Genomic DNA, 16,985 nt, shown 5'->3' with positions numbered 1-16,985 from the left:
TCGCGCGGATTGCAAGCCTCAAGTCTGGTTGCGCCCGGCGAGAGATTGTTAATAATTTAGTATTAATCTCCGATTGCGGCGAAGCGGCGGGTTCTGTTACGATACCATAAGGGTTCTGAATGCGTGAATCGAGGCGACCGCAAGAGTTGCCCGCGCAGCGCATCGGTCTGCAGGCAGGAAAATGTCCGGTCTACTGGTAGAGCTTCCTCATTCCACGCGTCTGGAGGGCGCCCAGCAGGGTCGTGCGCCCCGCAGCCGCCCTTTGATCTCGGTCGTTATTCCAACCCTGGGCGTGCGTCCGGAATTGCTGCGCGCTGTTGAGAGCGTGCGGGCACAGACAAGCGTGCCCTGCATTGCCCTGGTGGTGGTGAACGGCAACCGCTATGACCCGGCGATCGTTGAGACGCTGGAAGCCAATCCGTTTGTCCATCTTCTCGTGACGCCCCGGCCGGGCGTGGCCAATGCCCGTCTGGAGGGCGTGCGGGCGGTTGAGACTCCGTTCTTCTGCCTGCTGGATGACGACGACGAACTGCTGCCGGACAGTCTTGTCCCGGTCATGGATGCCTTCGAGGCAGGGGCCGACGTGGTGGCGACCAATGGGTTGACCGATTGTGCCGGCACGCGGGAAGTGCGCCATCAGCATCTGCTGGACTTTGGTGACGACCACGCCCGTGCGTTGCTGCAGGAGAACTGGCTGAATTCCGGCGGTATTTTCTGCCGCACCGATGCTGTTCCCTCCGCACTGTTCGAGAACCTGCCCAACTATATGGAGCTGACCCAGCTCGCCATGCGGATGGCCACCCGTTGCCAGGTCCGCCGGGTGGACTGCCGGACCTTCGTCTACCATCTGGGCGCGGCCGATCAGGCGACGCGCAGCCCGGCTTACTTGCGGGCCGAGCCGGTGGTGATGCGGCAGATCATGCGCGAGGTCTCCCGGGCGGATATCCGGTCCGGGCTGCGGCGCAAGCGCTCCGCCGCCTTGCACGACTGCGCCGAGTATGAGTTCTCCCAGGGCAACCTGGCGCAGGCATGGCGGGACCACCTCGCCTCGATGATGGGCGGGGGCGGGCACCGCTACCTGTCCTATACCCGCCATCTCCTGCGCGAGACCATGGCCTCGTGGCTGCGCGGCATGCGCGCCGAGCCCCTGCCCGAGGCGGCGGCCCAGCCGGTCTCGCACGGTCCGGAGGCCTGAAAGGGCGCGTGGCGCATTGCGCGGCAAGCCGGGTTGCGTTAGGCCGCAACGGCGGGGCGTAATCGGCAGGATCGGAATCTTCGCATGACGGACAGGCAAGGGCCGCATGGCGCCGGCGAGGCCAGCGCGCCTGACGCGGCAAAGGAGGCGCCCCCGCTCACGTCGTCGGTGCTGCGCGGCACCCTGTGGTCGGTGGGGATGCGCTGGAGCGTGCGGCTCCTCGGTCTCGTTAATATCGCCATCATTGCCCGCATCCTGACGCCCGCCGACTTCGGCCTCGTTGCGATGGCGATGGCGGTCGTCGCGCTGACCACGGTGCTGCTGGATTTCGGCGTGGCGTGGGCGCTGCTGCGAAACAAGCATGCGGATCGGGAAGACTACGACACCTGCTGGACCATCCGGATTTTGCAGAGCATGGCCATTGGCGTCATCGTTGCCGCTGCCGGGCCGCTTGCGGCGGATTACTACAATGATGCCCGTGTCGGTACGCTGGTGTATTTCACGGCGGCAGCGGTCTTCGTGCAGGGCTTTGAGAACATCGGCACCATCGATTTCCGCAAGCAGCTCCAGTTCGATAAGGACTTTCGCTACAACCTCGTCATTCAACTGGCGACGGTGGCTGTTTCCATCGGGCTCGCCTTTGCATTCCGCAACTACTACTCGCTGGTGCTGGCCCAGCTGTTCCGCGCCGGCTTCACCGTGGGGCTGAGCTATGTGATGTCTGCTTACCGGCCCCGCTTCTCGCTGTCGCGGGCGCGCAGCATCTGGGGCTTCTCCCAGTGGAGCCTCATCAACGGCATTGCTGGCTTCCTGCAGTCCCGCTCCGGCACCCTCATCCTTGGCCGCTTCGCCCCGCCGGCCCAAATCGGCTTCTATGTGCAGGCGACCGAGATCGCCGATCTGGCGACGACCGATCTCATCATGCCGCTCAATCGCGTGCTGGTGCCCAGCTTCGCCCAGCTGGCCGACGATGCGGAGCGCGCCGCCAGCGCTTTCCTCAAGGCCCTCACCGCCACCATGATGGTGGCGGCGCCGGTTAGCGTCGGGCTGGCGCTCGTCGCGCCGGAGGTGGTGCAGCTGTGGCTTGGAACCCAATGGATTGGGGTGGTTCCGCTCATGCAGATCCTGGCCATCTTCGCCACCAGCCGGTCCATCACTTCCATCTCGGGCAGCATGCTGACCGTGCTCGGTTTCTATCGCTTCGTGTCGATCACCGCATGGTGTCAGGCGGTGCTGTTCGTCGTCGGCGCGGTCCTGGCGGTGCAGAAGGCAGGCGTGGTCGGCGTTGCCTGGGTGCAGGCGGGCGTGGGCATTCTGGCTGCGCTTTCCACCATGTTCTGGCTGGTGCGGCTGAGCGCGGTGCGCGTCCTGCCGCTCCTGGGGGCGATCTGGCGGCCGCTGGCGGCCTGCGGGATGATGATCCTGGCCGTTACCGGCGTTGCCGAGGCGACGGCGACGCTTGCGCCCATTCTCCTCCTAATTCTCAAGGTGCTGGTTGGCGCGGGCATTTACGGGGCGGCGGCGCTGCTGCTCTGGTGGCTCTCTGGCCGGCCGGATGGCATCGAGCGCGTCCTGCTGGGCCATGCTGCGAAACGGCTGGGGCTCGCCAAGGCCTGAGGCGCAGCCCCAGGTTCAGGATGCCTCCTCCGTTGCCTTCTTCAGCCTGGTAAGGAAGGAATGGAGGGCATCTTCAGGGTTGTCCGCCTCTTCGGTTAGCACCGTGATGCCCCATTGCCCCAGCACGGCGGTCTGCACCGGGTGCGGCCTGTGGACAAAGAGGAACGAGCGGGGGCGGTCCTTCTCCCGGCCAGAGGCCTGCCAGGTCTTCCATAGCCGGTGCAGCAGCAGGCGGATGTTGAGATCGGACATGCTGTAGCCGATGAACAGCAGCGTGCGGCCCAGCGTATCGGAGCGGAATTTGATATCGAGCGGCGAGTTGAACTCCAGCCGGTCGAAGTAGTCGGTCTCCGCCAGCACCAGGGACTGGTCGTCCGAGAAGTCCCCGTGAAACTTGACGATCTGCGGCACGCCATCGGCGGCGCGGGCCACGTCGCGCACGTTGGTGATCTTGATGAACTCCCGCCTGTGCAGCTTGTAGGCCACTTCCAGATTGTTGTCGTAGTTGGTGGTGTAGACGATGGGAAAGTCCAGCGCGACGATGAGGTCATGGATTCTGGACTTCCGCACCTTCGCTTCCGAGACGCTCCAGGTGCGGTCCATCCAGCTTCGCAGGGGGCCGATGCTGCCCTGGCGCAGCCGGTAGAACTCAGCAAGGGTCTGGTAGGTCACTTCGCTCTTGCCGTCATCCTCCGGCAGGTCTAGTTCCTCACGCATGTAGGTTATCAGCTCTGCCCATGAGGGCAGGCCGACGCTCATCGAGACGCCGGCTCCTGCGAACAGGATGACCCGGCGTGCCCGCGTGGCAGCGGCAAGTTCTTCAAAGGCCGATGCGGCCCACTGTTGCGCTTCTCCGCTCACGTTCTCCAGAAGCCGTAACAATCAAGACTGTTCCCCCGGAGCTTTGATCGTTTCGGTTACTAGTCCTTTTATTCTGGATTTTGTTGCAGAGCCGGGTTGTTCTGCTGCGTGGTTTGCGTTCAGCTGTGCTTTAAAGCGTTGAACGGGACTTGGCATTTGCCGAAAAGTTCCTGTACCCTGTTGCAGTTCCAAGGCAAGGGCAGGGATGTGATGCGACGCAGCAGGCTGCGGCTGTCGGCGGGCCACAACAGTGGGGATATACGAGGGGGAATGGGCCGGATGATCGCCCGGTCGCTGGCGTGCGCGTCCTTGCTGGCCATTGGCGTGGCTGCGGGCGCGCCGGCACACGCGGGCCCCGCCGAGCAGCCCCCGCGTCTGGTCGCGCTTGATTCCGGCCAGCCCGATCCTGCAACGGATGCCCGCGTTGCCGCATTCGATCGTTTCCTGCGCGAGAAGGTGGCCGAAGGGGATTTTCCAGGCATTGCCGTGGCGATTGTGGACAATGGCCGCCTCTCGCTGGTGAAGGGCTATGGCCGGCGCAGCCTGAACGGCGGCAAGGTTGACGACCAGACCATCTTTCGCCTTGCATCTCTGTCCAAGGCCTTTGCCTCCAGTCTGACTGGCCTGATGGTCAAGGAGCAGTATGTCGACTGGTCCACGCCCGTTCGGCAGGTGCTGCCCAAGGTGTCCCTGGGCCCGGCGCGGAACAACGTGACGGTTGGCGACCTGCTCAGTCACCGGGTGGGCTTGCCGCCCAATGCCTATGATGACTTGCTGGAGGCGGGGGTGCCCCCGGCCGAGATCGTGTCGCGCCTGTCCAAGCTTCCGCTCTCCTGCCCGCCGGGCAGCTGCTATGGCTATCAGAACGTTGCCTTCAGCCTGGTCGCGCCCATTCTGGAGGCGCGCACCGGCGTGCCCTATCCCGAACTGGTCCAGCGCCGGATCTTCACGCCGCTGCACATGAATCGCGCCTCGATCGGCATGAGCGGTCTCAAGCGGGACGACAACTGGGCGCACCCCCATGTGCGGATCGGTCCGGGGCGCTGGCGTGAAGTCACGGTGAAGGAGCCCTATTACGGCGTGCCGGCGGCGGCGGGCGTCAATGCGTCGGTCCGCGACATGGCCAAGTGGCTGATGGCCCAGCTGGGGATGGCGCCAAACGTTCTGCCCAAGGATGTGCTGGAGACCGTGCACAAGCCCCGCGTCAACACGCCCAAGGAGCTTTACCGGGGACGGCCTCGTTATGAGCGGCTGAAATCGGCACGCTATGGCTACGGCTGGCGCATCTATGACATCAACGATGTTGAGGTGGTGTGGCACGCCGGCAGCGTGCAGGGCTATATCACGCAAATCGCCCTTGTGCCGGGGCAGAAGTCGGGCGTGGTGTTTTTGGCCAACGGTTATTCGCAGGCCTTCTCCACCTTGCTCCCTGCCTATCTCGAGACCTTCATCGACGGCATCAAGACGCGCGGCCTCGTGCTGAACGGCTTCCCCGAGAAGTCTCCCTCCCGCTCGGCCGTGGCCTCGCGCAGCAACGAAGCTCCTGCGGCCGGCGGCGAATAATCCGCCATCAGGCTTGGCGCCTACCTGTTTTGAGGAAGATCGGGGCCCTGCCGCGGCGGGGTTCCCGCTCTTTTGTCGAATTTTTTCCGCCCCCTGACCCTTTGCCCAAGCGTTCTCTTCAGTGGCGGACAAGCAGCCAGTGCATTTTTTGCCAGTCATCTCCCGCGAGCCGGCAGCGGCTCGTGCCTGGAAGATGCTTTTTAAATCAGCGCATCGCTTGGTTTTTTCTGATCGGTGCCCCAATTAACGGAGAACGGCCGCGTGCGATCCCTGCCCCCAGCCCGAAAAGCTTTTGTCATCACGAAGCCGATGCCGCTTTACCGCGCCGTTGGACGCCGCTGGAGCAGCGTCTATGTGGATGCAGCCCTTCAGCCTGCCGCGCCGGACAGGGCCGCTCACCGGCTGGCCGAGCCGGTTTATGTGCGTATTGAGGCCCAGCCAGGCGATCAGCTTCAAGACCGGGTGGGCGGCCCCATCCTGGTGAGCGGAGACGGCAGCTGGTTCCCGGTGCGCCTGGCGGAGCCGCGCGCTCGGGATGCCGCCACGGCCTTCTCCCATGCCGAGCTGGCGGGCGACGACGATCGCCTGGCCATGGATGAGCTGGTGGCCGAGGGGTATCTCGAGGAAGCCAAGCCGCGTCGCCTGCACGGGGGCGTGAGCCGGACATCCCTGCCGCTGGTAGAGGATGGCCACCCCCTCATTGTTGATGCCCAGGCATACGAGAAGATCGAGCAGCCCTAAGGGCATTTCTCCTCAGCGCGCGTCTGGGTAGGCGGTCTGGCGGTCTTCCCGCGGGTTGTGAATGAAGCCGAAGTAAGCCGCGATGACCGCCAGCAGCGCGTGGAACCAGACATCGTTGCTGAACAACGGCACCAGCCCGAACAGGGTGTTCAGGCCTGGGATCAGGCCGAAGAGCGCGAGTATTGCGTAGGACACGGCCACGACCCGCGCATAAAGCCGCGCTGCCGAAAAGGTGCGATAGGCGAGCAGCCCCCACAGGCCGAAGACGATATGCACCAGGTTGTGGAGGATGTTGACGGGCAGGATGTTGAACAGCCGGCCGTAATTCTGGTCCACGATCATGGCGGGGTGATCCGGGTCAGGATCACCCATCAGGGCGGGTATGAAACCGGCGATGCCGGCCGCCAGGAACAGGATGCCAAAAATCAGGGCGAAGCTGCGGGTGTTCATTGGTTTTGCCTTCCTGCAAACCCTCTGGGGAGGGGGAACCGCCCGGCTTCGCAATGGTTCCAGCCAAGGTCTGGAGTTCAGGAGCAAGGCTTCCATGGCAGGCGCGGCGCAAAATGGAGGGGGCGAAGGCTCGCCTCCTGATACCCTTGATTGCCTGATTGTGGGCGGCGGCCCGGCGGGGCTGACTGCCGCCATCTATCTTGCCCGGTTCCGCCGTCGCTGCCTCGTCGTTGATGCATGCGAGGGCCGGGCCGTGGTCATTCCGCTTTCGCACAACCACTCAGGTTTTCCGGATGGCATCGCCGGTCCAGCCCTGCTTGGGCGGATGCGTAACCAGGCGGAGCGCTACGGCGCGCAGGTGGAACGCGGTGTGGTGACCCGCCTTGAGCAGGAAGGGCAGGGCTTCCGCGCGGAGATTACCTTTGGAGCGAGTGAGGGCGCGGCGGAGCGGCGAGTTTTACGCGCCCGTACCGTGCTTCTGGCAACCGGGGTCATCGACAAGGAGCCGGACCTGCCCAATATCAAGCAGGCGGTGCGCCGGGGGCTGGTGCGGCATTGTCCCATTTGCGACGGTTATGAGGTCATCGGCCAGAAGGTCGCCATTCTCGGCCGGGGCGAGAAGGGCGTGTCCGAGGCCCTGTTCGTGCGAACCTACACGCCTGATATAACCCTGGTCACGATGGGCGAGCCTTTGACCGATTCAGGTCTGCGCGCCCGGCTTGCGGAAGCCGGCATCCAATGCATCGATACGCCCATCGATGAGATCCAGCTGGATGAGGGGCGCATCAAGGCCATTGTGGCTGGCGGCGCGGCCCGGGCGTTCGATACGGTCTATTCCGCGCTGGGCAGCACGCCGCGCATCGACCTGGCCGTCATGGTGGGGGCAGCGGTGGGAGAGGGAAACTGCCTGCCGGTGGATTCCCGCCAGCAGACGAATGTTCCTGGTGTCTATGCGGCTGGGGATGTGGTGGAGGGCCTGGCGCAGATCAGCGTTGCCATGGGACAGGCGGCCGTTGCGGCCACCGCCATTCACAACAGCCTGCGAGAGCAGGAAGGCATGACCCTCTAGTTTATTCGCCTATTTGGTGAGCTGGTTGATACCGCTCAGCGCCTGTTCCAGCGCCCGCTCGAGATCGTCCTGCAGGTAGGGCTTGTTCAACACCGGCACGTCGCGGCCATAGTCCGGGGAGGTGGGAGAATCAAAACCGGTCGCAAGAATGTACGGAATGGCGCGCTGCTGCAGAACGGTCGCAACGGCAACGCTGTTCTGACCGCCCAGCTTGACGTCCAGAACGGCTGCATCAAAATTCTCGTTTTGAGCCATGGAGATAGCTTCTTCCAGCCGGGCAGCTGGGCCAATGATGCCGACCCCCAATCCAGCCAGCATATCCTCGACCAGCATGGCGACGATCGGTTCATCCTCAACCAGGAGAACGGTCTTTCCCTGCAATCTGTCCATGCCTCATCCCATCTCACGTATTGAGATGTTCGCGCGCCAAACCGTTCCCAGCCAACGCACGGACAGGTTAATTTCAATCAGAATGATTAAAGCGTCAATCGTTTAAGTGGTGTATTTGTGCGGACAATCGCCCGACATAGGATTTCGACTCGCGATTGATGTAGTCCGTTACGCTTGCGAGCTACCCAAAAGGGTGGTCCGCCAATGCGCTTGAGTGAGCGTCTAACTGCGGTTCAACCGGCCGGCCAGCAGCTTTTTGGCCCGCTCGGCCCGCTGGCGTTCTTCCTGCGTGATCTGATCGAAGAAACGGGCGAGTTCTTCATCGCCGGATTCGTCTGCGTCGGCAGCGTACACCTCGTACATCTCCGCCCCCTGAAGAGCGTGGTAGAGGACGCTGACGAGGTCATAGGTGCTATCGCTTGTGCCGGACTCCTGCGGGCCGCCAGCCATAAACCGCCTCCATGTCTCGTTGATAGTCCAACGGCGTGGGCAAAAAAATCGGACAGAAGAGCAACGATGGGGCGCAGCCGCGGTTCCGGGCGGACCGCCAGCGCAGGATGGGCCGAGACGATCAGATGATGGTGGCGCCGCCGTCCACCACGATGGTCTGTCCGGTCATGAAGGAGGAGGCCTGCGCGGCCAGGAATACGGCCGCGCCCGCGATCTCGTCCGGCTGGCCGATCCGCCGCAGCGGCTTGTCGGCGGTAGCGGCGCGCAGCGTATCCGGATTTTCCCAGAGGGCGCGGGCGAAGTCGGTCTGCACGAGGCCTGGGGCGATGCAATTGACCCGCACATTGTAAGGGCCGAACTCGACCGCCAGGTTGCGGGCCAGCTGGAAGTCCGCAGCCTTGGAAATGTTGTAGGCTCCGATAATGGGCGAGCCCTTGAGACCGCCGATGGAGGAAATGAGGATGACCGAGCCATCCCGCCGTTCCATCATCTGCGGGGCCACCATGGAAATCATCCAGTGGTTGGCGATGACGTTATTTTCCAGAATTTTACGGAATTGGTCGTCCGAAATACCGGACATCGGGCCGTAATAGGGGTTGGAGGCGGCGTTGCAGACCAGAATATCAACCTTGCCGAAAGCTCGGCTCGCCGTGTCGGCGAGATTTTGCAGGTCGGCCTTGGAGGAAATGTTGGCCGGTACGGCGATGGCGCGGCCTTCGCCATAGGTCTGGTTGATGTGCGTTACCACCTTCTCGCAGGCCTCTGCCTTGCGGGATGAGATCACCACCTGAGCACCATGCTCGGCCAGCTGCTCGGCAATCGCCCGTCCGATTCCCCGCGAGGAGCCGGTGACAATGGCGGTTTTGCCCGTCAGGTCGAAGAGATTCATGGCTGCTTGCTCCCAGCTCGCTCTGGCCCCACTGGCCTGCATCACAACGCGCAAAGCAACCCGTCAACTGCGGGCGGAGTATTGCAGCGCGGCGAGGAAGCGCAACAGCGAATGCTGCGCCCCCCCTTCGTCAGGGCGCTGCAGGTGTGATGCTGCACGGGCGTGGATAATCAACCGAGGCGGGCGACGTTTGCCGTTGCCGGTTCCTGCTCGGCTTCCCGCGCTGCTTCCTTGCCGGATTGGATTTTCTGGGCGGCTTCGCGGTAATCCTCGGAGTCTGCAGTCTCGGGCGTTTCCTCGGCCTCGGTCGCGTCCGGCTGGTATATGAGCTCTACGAAGATGGGGAAATGGTCCGACCCGATCCTTCCGCCCACCTGGATCTGGTTCAACAGGAAGCGCCGGTCGTGGAATATGTGGTCGAGCGGCCAGCGCGCGTACCAGCGCTTGGCATCGAAGGTGGAATAGAGACCGCGCCCGATCCGGGGGTCGAGCAGGCCGCTCATCCGCTGGAACAGCCGGGACGTGCGCGACCAGGCAACATCATTCATATCGCCGCAGACGATCGCCGGATGCGGGCTGCGTGTCGTCTCCTTGGCGACGAGCAGCAGCTCGGCATCTCGTTCGTAGGCGTCAGAGCCGATGAAGGGCGGCTCGGGGTGCAGGCAGTGCAGCTCGACGATCTTGCCGGAGCGCAGCTTGACCAACGCCTTGATGGAAGGCACGCCCTTTGTCACCAGTTCCCGCACCTCGACGCTCATCAGTTCCAGTCGCGAGAACAGCAGCATGCCATAGGTGTTCTGCTGGGGTCGGGCCACCACCTGCGGATAACGGTGCCTGAGAGCCGCCAGATGGCGGTCCCACCAGTCGTCCGCTTCGAGCACCAGCACCAGGTCCGGGCTGAAGATGCTGATGTTGCGAAACAGGCCATGGATGTTGCGATTGAATTGGTAGACGTTGGCGACGAGCAGGCGGATGCGCTGGTTGGGGTCTGCGCCCCGGCTGGCCGGTTTGACCTGGGTTTTGCGAAGCCGCGTATAGGGGAAAATCCACCAGAGATGCCACGCCAGGGCGAACATGGTGGCCACGCAGATGATCTGCTCGATCGCGTTATCCGGCCACAGCGCCAGCTGGACCACGAGAGCACCCGCAAGCAACACGCCCAGTTGCTGGCGGGGAAAGTCCCAAACCCGGATCCACCAGCGCCCGCTTTTGATCAGGGGCAGGGCCGTCAGGCTGACAAGACAGAGCGATATGGCAGCGGCAATTGCGCTTAGCATGATATTAATCAACCCATAGCTTTGCAGCCCGCCATGGTGGGGGCCGGTCCGGACAGTCTCAGGCTCGGAACGAATAGGCCGGCTCTTGGTGGCGTAAGGCGCGAAAAAAGATTAGCCTGGAATGCAGGGGGCGCGGATTTCTGGCCCATGCCGAGTCTGTGCCGGTTGGCATTGATTTGGCGGCCTGGGTGTAGCAGACGAAGGCACGACGTAAAACGAACCGCCACCGTGGGAGGCCAGACATGTTCGAGACGTTAGAGGCCCAACCAGCCGATGCGTTGCTGGGTCTGATTAAGCTCTTTGCCGAAGATCCGCGCCCTTCAAAGCTCGACCTGGGCGTCGGGGTTTACAAGGACGAGGCAGGCCGCACGCCGATCTTTGCTGCCGTCAAGGAAGCCGAGCGCCGTCTCTTGGAGGAGCAGGAGTCCAAGTCCTACCTGGGGCCTTCGGGCGATGTACGCTTTCTGGAGCTGCTGGGCGACATGGTCTTCGGCGATGTCTGGAAGGCGCAGGCCGGCCGGTTCGCCTCCATCCAGACGCCGGGCGGCTCGGGCGCGCTTCGCATCGGGGCGGAGCTGCTGCGTGAAGTGGTGCCGAACCGGCGCATCTGGGTTGGCCTGCCCACCTGGCCGAACCATGTCCCCATCTTCAGCGCGGCGGGGCTGGAGGTTAGAACCCACCCCTTCTTCGATGTGGCCAGCCAGGCGGTGCAGTTCGATGCCATGATGGCAGCGCTTCAAACGGCGGAGAAGGGCGATGCGGTGCTGCTGCACGGCTGTTGCCACAATCCGACCGGAGCCGACCTTTCACCCGAGCAATGGCAGGCGGTTGCGGACGTGCTGGAAGCGCGCGGCCTGCTGCCGTTTGTCGATCTGGCCTATCACGGGCTTGGCGATGGCCTTGAGGCGGACTTGCATGGCGTGCGCCTGCTGGCCGGGCGTCTCGGCGGGCTGCTGACGGCGGTGTCCTGCTCCAAGAACTTCGGCCTGTACCGCGACCGGATCGGCGCGCTCTATGTCATGACCGGGAACAGCGATACGGCGGCCATTACCGCCTCGCACCTGGCCTGCCATGCCCGCACCGCCTATTCCATGCCGCCCGATCACGGCGCGGCGGTGGTGCGCCTTATCCTCAGCGATGCGAAACTGGCGCGCCAGTGGCGCACGGAGCTGGATGAGGTGCAGGCGCGCATCGGCGCTATTCGGGCCGGACTCGCGGCGCATGGGCAGGCAGGGCCGGTCGACCTGACGGCAGTCGGGCAGCAGAAGGGCATGTTTTCCACCCTGCCGCTGAGCCGGGAGCAGGTGCAAACGCTGCGGGCCGAGCGGGCGGTTTACATGGCGGATTCGGGCCGCATCAATGTGGCGGGGCTGCGGCTTGGCGACATCGATGCGTTTGTCGAGGCGTTGCGCTCGCTCTAGGCCGCTGCCCGATATGGGCAAAACAAAGGGGCGCTGGAAAGCGCCCCTTTTGCTGTTTGCAGGCAAACCTAGGTTGCTCAATTTGTGGGCAGGATATTGGTGGCGGGAAACCGGACTTCCCAGCGGAAGCCCTCTTCCGTGTAGGCGGACGAAACTTCGCCGCGCAGGCCGCGTGGGGTCAGCCGCTCCAGAATATCACGCGAAAAGGTCTTGCGCTCGGCGGTCTGGTCGGGTGCCGGGCCGCCGGTTTCCTGCCAGACGAGGCGGTAGCCCTCGCTTCCGTCCTTTAGCGACACGGTTTCCCACCAGACCCGCAGGCTTCCCTCGGGAAGGGATAGGGCGCCCTGGGCCTCGGCCTTGACAGCTAGTTCGTGGAAGGCCAGCGCCAGGGTTTGAACCGCGCTGGGGCGCAGCCGTAACGGCGGGCCCGACCAGGACGCGCGCGAAACCGCGCCGCCCAGGGCGTGCCCGAGCTGCGACCTGAGCAGATCAGGCAGGGCGACGCCTTCCCATTCCTCCCGCACCAGAAGATCATAGGCCAGCGCCACCGATTGCAGCCGCGCATTGAAGGGCTCGATGGTGGCCGGCGGCAGATTGAGCGTTTTGGCGCTCATGCGAACGACGCTCTGAATGACGGTCAGCAGGTTCTTGGCCCGGTGGGTGGCCTCCTGCAGCAGCGAACGGCATTCGGCCTCCGGCTGGCGGAAGCGGGTTACATCGAACAGGCAGCCGACAGCGCCGCGCTGCCCGTCGGTAAAGACGCCGGGCTGAACGGTCAGTTCATACCAGCGCGGGTTGCCGCGAGCGTCCTCTATCTGGAAATTGGTGGCGACGGCTTCCTTCCTCGAGAAGGCGGAGCTGAAGGAAGCGGAAATCCTCTCCTTCAGCGTCGCGGCGAAGGAGGTCGAGGGCAGGGCGGCATCTCCAACCATCTCCCCGGGCAGGGCGGTGGACCAGCGCTCCGAGAGATCCTCGCCCCGCGCGAACATGGTGGCGCCGATGCCGCTCAGCGCATCCTCGAGGCTGAGTGGCCCGCCCGGGCCTGTCCGCAACGGAAGGCCGGGTTCGAGGGGGGCATTGTGGCGGGCCGATGACCGGTTGGGCGTGGCGGCAGCTCCTGCCAGGGCCGGCCACAGCGTCAGCACGGAAATCATGGCGAAGAGGCCCGCCGCGCATTGCAGCAGAAACAGGGGCAGGCCACTGGCGCGAATAAGGCCAAGCTGAACGATGATGAGGCCGCATCCGCAGGACAGTGCGGCGCCTGCAAAAAAGATGCTGACGTATTTCCAATGGTCCCGGCCGTGCACGACCGCGAGCGCGAACGTTGCCAACAGGGCCAGCAGAAAACCGATCAGGATGAGCAGATCGGCAACGACCCAGACATCGGAGGCAAGGCTCCATGCGTCGGGCGCGGGCAACGCCGCCGCGGGCAGGCTGTGCATGCTGAGGTCGCCCACTGCAGCCATCAGAACGCTGCCCGCTTCGCCCATGATCGTTCCTCCCCCTCGCCTTCTTTCAAGACATCACAGGAAGGCGATCATGCGCGCCTTCGCGTAAGGTTTCGGGATAGTGCTGTCGAGCCGACCCTAATGCAACCGCAAAGCTACGTAAAAATCCCTGCGAGCGATTTCGTGGTTTTTTGTTCTCGGGCTGGCGAGTCAGGTCATATTACCTTCTGGCCTTTCCGGCTTCGAAGGTATAATTCTGAGCGGTGTCGGCTTGCCTGTTTGAATTTCGCAACAAAGCCGCAGCCCCGAGTTTCGGTTGTTCCAGAAGTCTTATAGCTACGTATCCGAAACTGCTTTGCGCGTAAGGTCTTATCTCGATTTTTTGCAACCTTTGGGCATGATGAGCGTTACACGCGAGCGGGGTCTTTTCGTCCTTCCAGGACAAGGCCGAGAGCAACCAGGCCAAAAAGAAGCGAAGAGGGACATGTCAATAGCCAGGGAAATTCAAGTACATCTGCCACATCTGCGGCGCTATGCGCGCGCCCTGCTTGGCACTCAGGCGGCTGGTGACGCTTTCGTGCGGGCCTGCTTGGAAGTCATACTCGAGGACTCCAGCATGTTCCGCCGCCCTAACGAGATGCGGATTACCCTTTATCGTCTGTTCCAGACCATCCTGTCGTCAACCTTCATGCAGATTGGCGACAGGTCGGTCGTCAATGGCAGCGATTCCTTGCCCCAGCTTTATCGGTCGACGGAAATGTCGCTCGATTCCCGTCAGGCTCTGCTGCTGACGACGCTCGAGGGTTTCACCTATGAGGAAGCGGCTCAGATCATGGACCGCGACGAGAGCGAGATCGAGGAACTGGTCAACGCTGCGTTAGCTGAAATCGATCAGCGTTCGGCCCTTCGCGTCCTCATTATCGAGGATGAGCCGATCATTTCGATGGACCTTGAGAATCTCATCGAGGAGCTGGGGCACAGCGTGGTCGGCGTTGCCTCTACCCACACAGAGGCGATTGAACTGGCGCAAACCGGTTATCCGGAGCTGATCCTGGCCGACATCCAGCTGGCGGACGGCAGCTCCGGCCTGGAAGCGGCCACGGATATTCTGAAGCAATTCAACGTTCCGGTGATCTTCCTGACCGCCTTTCCCGAACGGCTGCTGACGGGCGACCGGCCGGAGCCGGCGTTCCTCATCACCAAGCCGTTCGATCGGCGCGTCGTCAAGGCGACCATCGGTCAGGCTATCGACGTGTCCTAAGCCTTACCCGCCGGCGGCCAGGGGGGCTACGGACTGGCCGGGCAGGGAAGCAAGACGCGGCAACGGGGGCAAAAAAAGGGAGGCTGGAATTGGTCCGGCCTCCCTTTCCCCGTTTATCGCACAATGAAAATTCAAATCATATATCAAGGCAGTGCGCCCACGGTGCTTGCGGACCGTGCCCTTGAGGGAGAAGAGCGCACGGACAACACCTAACGGCGCATGAGAAAGGCTCCCTCGGTATAAGTGCGGCGTAAACGGCGGGGAGGAAAGGGCTCCAGTCAATCTTTCCGATCAGTCCTTTGCGTCGCGGGCGGTATCGCTGACGGCCTCGCCCGCCGATTGCATGTCCTGCCCCAGTCCCTCGGTCGTGTTGCAGGCGGCCAGCAGGCCCAGGGTCAGCAGGGCGCCAAGAACGCCAAGGTGGGCAGCCGCGCGCTGTACCTGCATCCTATGCTTATCACTCATGCAGCGATCTCCTTTCTGGCCAGGGCAGGAGGGCGCCCAACCGCTGGGACCGGCCGGGCTACGATCCTGCGGCGGAAACGAAGGGTCGGAAGGGGAGTTCCTCGCGGGAGGGGCGGCCCCTGCGTCCGCCCATCGCAAGCGCCGGCTGGCGGCACCCTGACGCGATATTCGGCGGTTGCAGCTTTCCCCTGCGGTTCGGCGCGGAACGTGAACGGCTACGGTGCGTATCCTTTTTCATGGCCCGGCCTGAAATGGTTCGGGTCGGCCTGGTACAAAGGACGTTAGCGGTTCGTGACAACGCCTCCTGTGCGGTCAACCCCCGGCCTGGCGCCGGGCCTGATGATCGCGGGTATCATTGCTGTCCTGGTGCTCCTTGGCGGCAGTGCCGTTCCTTTCATTCTTGGTTGGGTTCTTTGCCTCGTGCTGCAGCCTGCCCGGGATGCGCTGCGGCAGGCTGGGCTGTCCAATGTCTGGGCGGCGGCGCTGGCCACGGCCGTTGGAAGCATCACGGTTGCGGCTATTCTCTTGATCCTGATTCTGGCCGGCGCGGAGCAGCTGCGGGATTTCATCGTCTACCTGCCGGAGCTGATTAGTCGCATCGCTTCTGCCCTTCAGGATGTTGTTGGCCGGGGAGCGCTGCGCGCGTGGGTGCCTTCCGTAGCCTCTGCCGCTGAAGGAAGGGTCGAGGCCGGGTCGCTGATCGGAGAGGACGTGACCCGCATTGCCCCTTATGTTTTCGGGCTGACGGGCTCGGTATGGAATTTCATCTTCGTCTGCCTGCTCACGCCGTTTGTCGCCTTCTATCTGCTCAAGGACGGGGAATTCCTGCTGCAGCGGGCCGGATCATGGATCAGCAGCCATCACGCGCTGGAGCTGAAACTGTTCTGGATGCGGGCAAAGCGCCGGCTAGTGGATTTCCTGAAGGGCCAAATTCTGCTGTGCCTGGTTCAATCCCTGCTGCATGCCGTGCTCCTGTCCGCCATCGGCCTAGAGTTCGGCTTTATCCTCGGCATTGCGACAGGCATTGCGTCCATCATTCCGGTGCTGGGGAATTTCACTCTGTTCATCACATCGCTGAGCGTCGCGTTCTTCCAGGGCGAGGGGGTGCTGCTACCCTTGGGCGTTGTGGCCATCTATGGTTTCAGCGAGATGCTGGAAACGGTTGTCCTTGCGCCCAAGCTGGTCGGCACCCGCATCAATGTCCACCCCTTGTTCATCATTGCGGTGCTGATCTGTGGCCATGCTATTTTCGGGCTGGTGGGGGCCGTGTGCGCCCTGCCGTTCGCGGCGATCATGAGCACCTTCTTCGATGCCCTCGACAAGCCGAACCCGATTGAAAAAACCTAATGATTTTCGTTGGAAACAAATGTCGGCGGCGGAACCAACGTGCCGCTGAAATGTTGTGCTATATGCATTAGGCCAGGAGACCGGACATGCTATATTGGGCAGCCGCTTTTTTCATCATTGCGCTGATCGCGGCATTGTTCGGATTCTCAGGTATCGCAGTCGCATCTGTCGGGATCGCGAAGATCATCTTCTTCGTCTTCCTGATCCTGTTCCTCATCAGTCTGGTGCTGGCCCTGTTCAACCGCAAGCCACCGGCGGTCTGAAGGCGCGCCGCGGCAGGCAGCGCCTTTGTCTGTGAGGCCGGAAGCATCCTGCGTTGGCGGGAAAGTCGGTCGTGTTTGCCATTGCTGCTCTGCGTGAGACGGCCGAGTGAAAGGCTGGAGTGCGGCAGGCCAGGCTGGATTATGCGGGCCGCGAGACAACAGGCCCGCTCGGCGTGAAACACTCTGCCAGGGAGATGTCGGGTGCCTTGCGGGACCTGTCGTCTGCGTTTCGGCCAAGAAGCCCTGGCCTGGGGCCCAAGGGCGGTCAGGCCTGCCGA

General features: G+C 63.2%; 17 protein-coding genes. 9 read left to right on the top strand and 8 right to left on the bottom strand.

Annotation, left to right across the window (positions count from 1 at the left end):
* The first annotated feature begins 262 nt into the window (after positions 1-262).
* A complete protein-coding gene (locus L0C21_RS11480; protein WP_259278480.1) occupies positions 263-1,195 on the top strand; it encodes a glycosyltransferase in 933 nt (310 codons plus the stop codon).
* A gap of 84 nt (positions 1,196-1,279) precedes the next feature.
* Complete coding sequence (locus L0C21_RS11475; protein WP_259278479.1) at positions 1,280-2,812, top strand: lipopolysaccharide biosynthesis protein; 1,533 nt, start codon at positions 1,280-1,282, stop codon at positions 2,810-2,812.
* Between the two features lie 15 nt (positions 2,813-2,827).
* On the opposite strand, the gene L0C21_RS11470 is transcribed toward L0C21_RS11475, so the two are convergent.
* Complete coding sequence (locus L0C21_RS11470) at positions 2,828-3,694, bottom strand: SIR2 family protein (protein ID WP_259278478.1); 867 nt, start codon at positions 3,692-3,694, stop codon at positions 2,828-2,830.
* 258 nt (positions 3,695-3,952) lie between these two features.
* On the opposite strand from L0C21_RS11470, the gene L0C21_RS11465 reads away from it, so the two are divergent.
* Entirely contained in the window at positions 3,953-5,236 is a 1,284-nt protein-coding gene (locus L0C21_RS11465) for a serine hydrolase domain-containing protein (RefSeq protein ID WP_259278477.1), read from the top strand.
* 261 nt (positions 5,237-5,497) lie between these two features.
* A complete protein-coding gene (locus L0C21_RS11460) occupies positions 5,498-5,977 on the top strand; it encodes a hypothetical protein (RefSeq protein WP_259278476.1) in 480 nt (159 codons plus the stop codon).
* 12 nt (positions 5,978-5,989) lie between these two features.
* Here L0C21_RS11460 and L0C21_RS11455 read toward each other — a convergent pair whose 3' ends face one another.
* Positions 5,990-6,427, bottom strand: a complete 438-nt coding sequence (locus L0C21_RS11455) for a DUF4383 domain-containing protein (protein ID WP_259278475.1) — start codon at positions 6,425-6,427, stop codon at positions 5,990-5,992.
* Positions 6,428-6,521: 94 nt separating this feature from the next.
* On the opposite strand from L0C21_RS11455, the gene L0C21_RS11450 reads away from it, so the two are divergent.
* On the top strand, positions 6,522-7,496 hold the full coding sequence (locus L0C21_RS11450) for an NAD(P)/FAD-dependent oxidoreductase (RefSeq protein WP_259278474.1): 975 nt from the start codon (positions 6,522-6,524) through the stop codon (positions 7,494-7,496).
* A 9-nt stretch (positions 7,497-7,505) separates the two neighbouring features.
* Here the strand turns inward: L0C21_RS11450 and L0C21_RS11445 are convergent, their stop codons facing one another.
* The 4 genes from L0C21_RS11445 to L0C21_RS11430 all read right to left on the bottom strand — a co-directional run bounded on the left by L0C21_RS11445 (position 7,506) and on the right by L0C21_RS11430 (position 10,502).
* Positions 7,506-7,886 (bottom strand): response regulator, encoded by a 381-nt coding sequence (locus L0C21_RS11445; protein ID WP_259278473.1) that lies wholly within the window; start codon positions 7,884-7,886, stop codon positions 7,506-7,508.
* Between the two features lie 222 nt (positions 7,887-8,108).
* A complete protein-coding gene (locus L0C21_RS11440; protein WP_259278472.1) occupies positions 8,109-8,336 on the bottom strand; it encodes a ferritin family protein in 228 nt (75 codons plus the stop codon).
* Between the two features lie 121 nt (positions 8,337-8,457).
* The gene (locus L0C21_RS11435) at positions 8,458-9,225 is read right to left on the bottom strand and encodes an SDR family oxidoreductase (protein WP_259278471.1); all 768 of its coding nucleotides are present in this window, start codon (positions 9,223-9,225) and stop codon (positions 8,458-8,460) included.
* A gap of 170 nt (positions 9,226-9,395) precedes the next feature.
* A complete protein-coding gene (locus tag L0C21_RS11430; RefSeq protein WP_259278470.1) occupies positions 9,396-10,502 on the bottom strand; it encodes an endonuclease/exonuclease/phosphatase family protein in 1,107 nt (368 codons plus the stop codon).
* A 242-nt stretch (positions 10,503-10,744) separates the two neighbouring features.
* Between L0C21_RS11430 and L0C21_RS11425 the strand changes: the two genes are divergently transcribed.
* On the top strand, positions 10,745-11,923 hold the full coding sequence (locus tag L0C21_RS11425; protein ID WP_259278469.1) for an amino acid aminotransferase: 1,179 nt from the start codon (positions 10,745-10,747) through the stop codon (positions 11,921-11,923).
* Positions 11,924-12,000: 77 nt separating this feature from the next.
* Here L0C21_RS11425 and L0C21_RS11420 read toward each other — a convergent pair whose 3' ends face one another.
* Positions 12,001-13,413, bottom strand: a complete 1,413-nt coding sequence (locus L0C21_RS11420) for a sensor histidine kinase (protein ID WP_259278468.1) — start codon at positions 13,411-13,413, stop codon at positions 12,001-12,003.
* 442 nt (positions 13,414-13,855) lie between these two features.
* Here L0C21_RS11420 and L0C21_RS11415 point away from each other — a divergent pair, with 442 nt between their 5' ends.
* Positions 13,856-14,632 carry a response regulator gene (locus L0C21_RS11415; RefSeq protein ID WP_259278467.1) on the top strand — a complete coding sequence of 259 codons (777 nt, stop codon included), beginning with the start codon at positions 13,856-13,858 and terminating at the stop codon, positions 14,630-14,632.
* Between the two features lie 291 nt (positions 14,633-14,923).
* Here the strand turns inward: L0C21_RS11415 and L0C21_RS11410 are convergent, their stop codons facing one another.
* Positions 14,924-15,097: an entericidin A/B family lipoprotein gene (locus tag L0C21_RS11410; RefSeq protein ID WP_310593372.1), complete on the bottom strand. Its 174-nt coding sequence runs from the start codon at positions 15,095-15,097 to the stop codon at positions 14,924-14,926.
* 291 nt (positions 15,098-15,388) lie between these two features.
* Here L0C21_RS11410 and L0C21_RS11405 point away from each other — a divergent pair, with 291 nt between their 5' ends.
* Positions 15,389-16,444 carry an AI-2E family transporter gene (locus L0C21_RS11405; protein WP_259278466.1) on the top strand — a complete coding sequence of 352 codons (1,056 nt, stop codon included), beginning with the start codon at positions 15,389-15,391 and terminating at the stop codon, positions 16,442-16,444.
* 86 nt (positions 16,445-16,530) lie between these two features.
* Positions 16,531-16,707 carry a DUF1328 domain-containing protein gene (locus L0C21_RS11400; RefSeq protein ID WP_259278465.1) on the top strand — a complete coding sequence of 59 codons (177 nt, stop codon included), beginning with the start codon at positions 16,531-16,533 and terminating at the stop codon, positions 16,705-16,707.
* Positions 16,708-16,985: the final 278 nt, after the last annotated feature.

Source organism: Pedomonas mirosovicensis (genome assembly GCF_022569295.1).
Lineage (GTDB): Bacteria > Pseudomonadota > Alphaproteobacteria > Sphingomonadales > Sphingomonadaceae > Pedomonas > Pedomonas mirosovicensis.
This window is presented reverse-complemented; position numbering and strand designations above follow the sequence as displayed.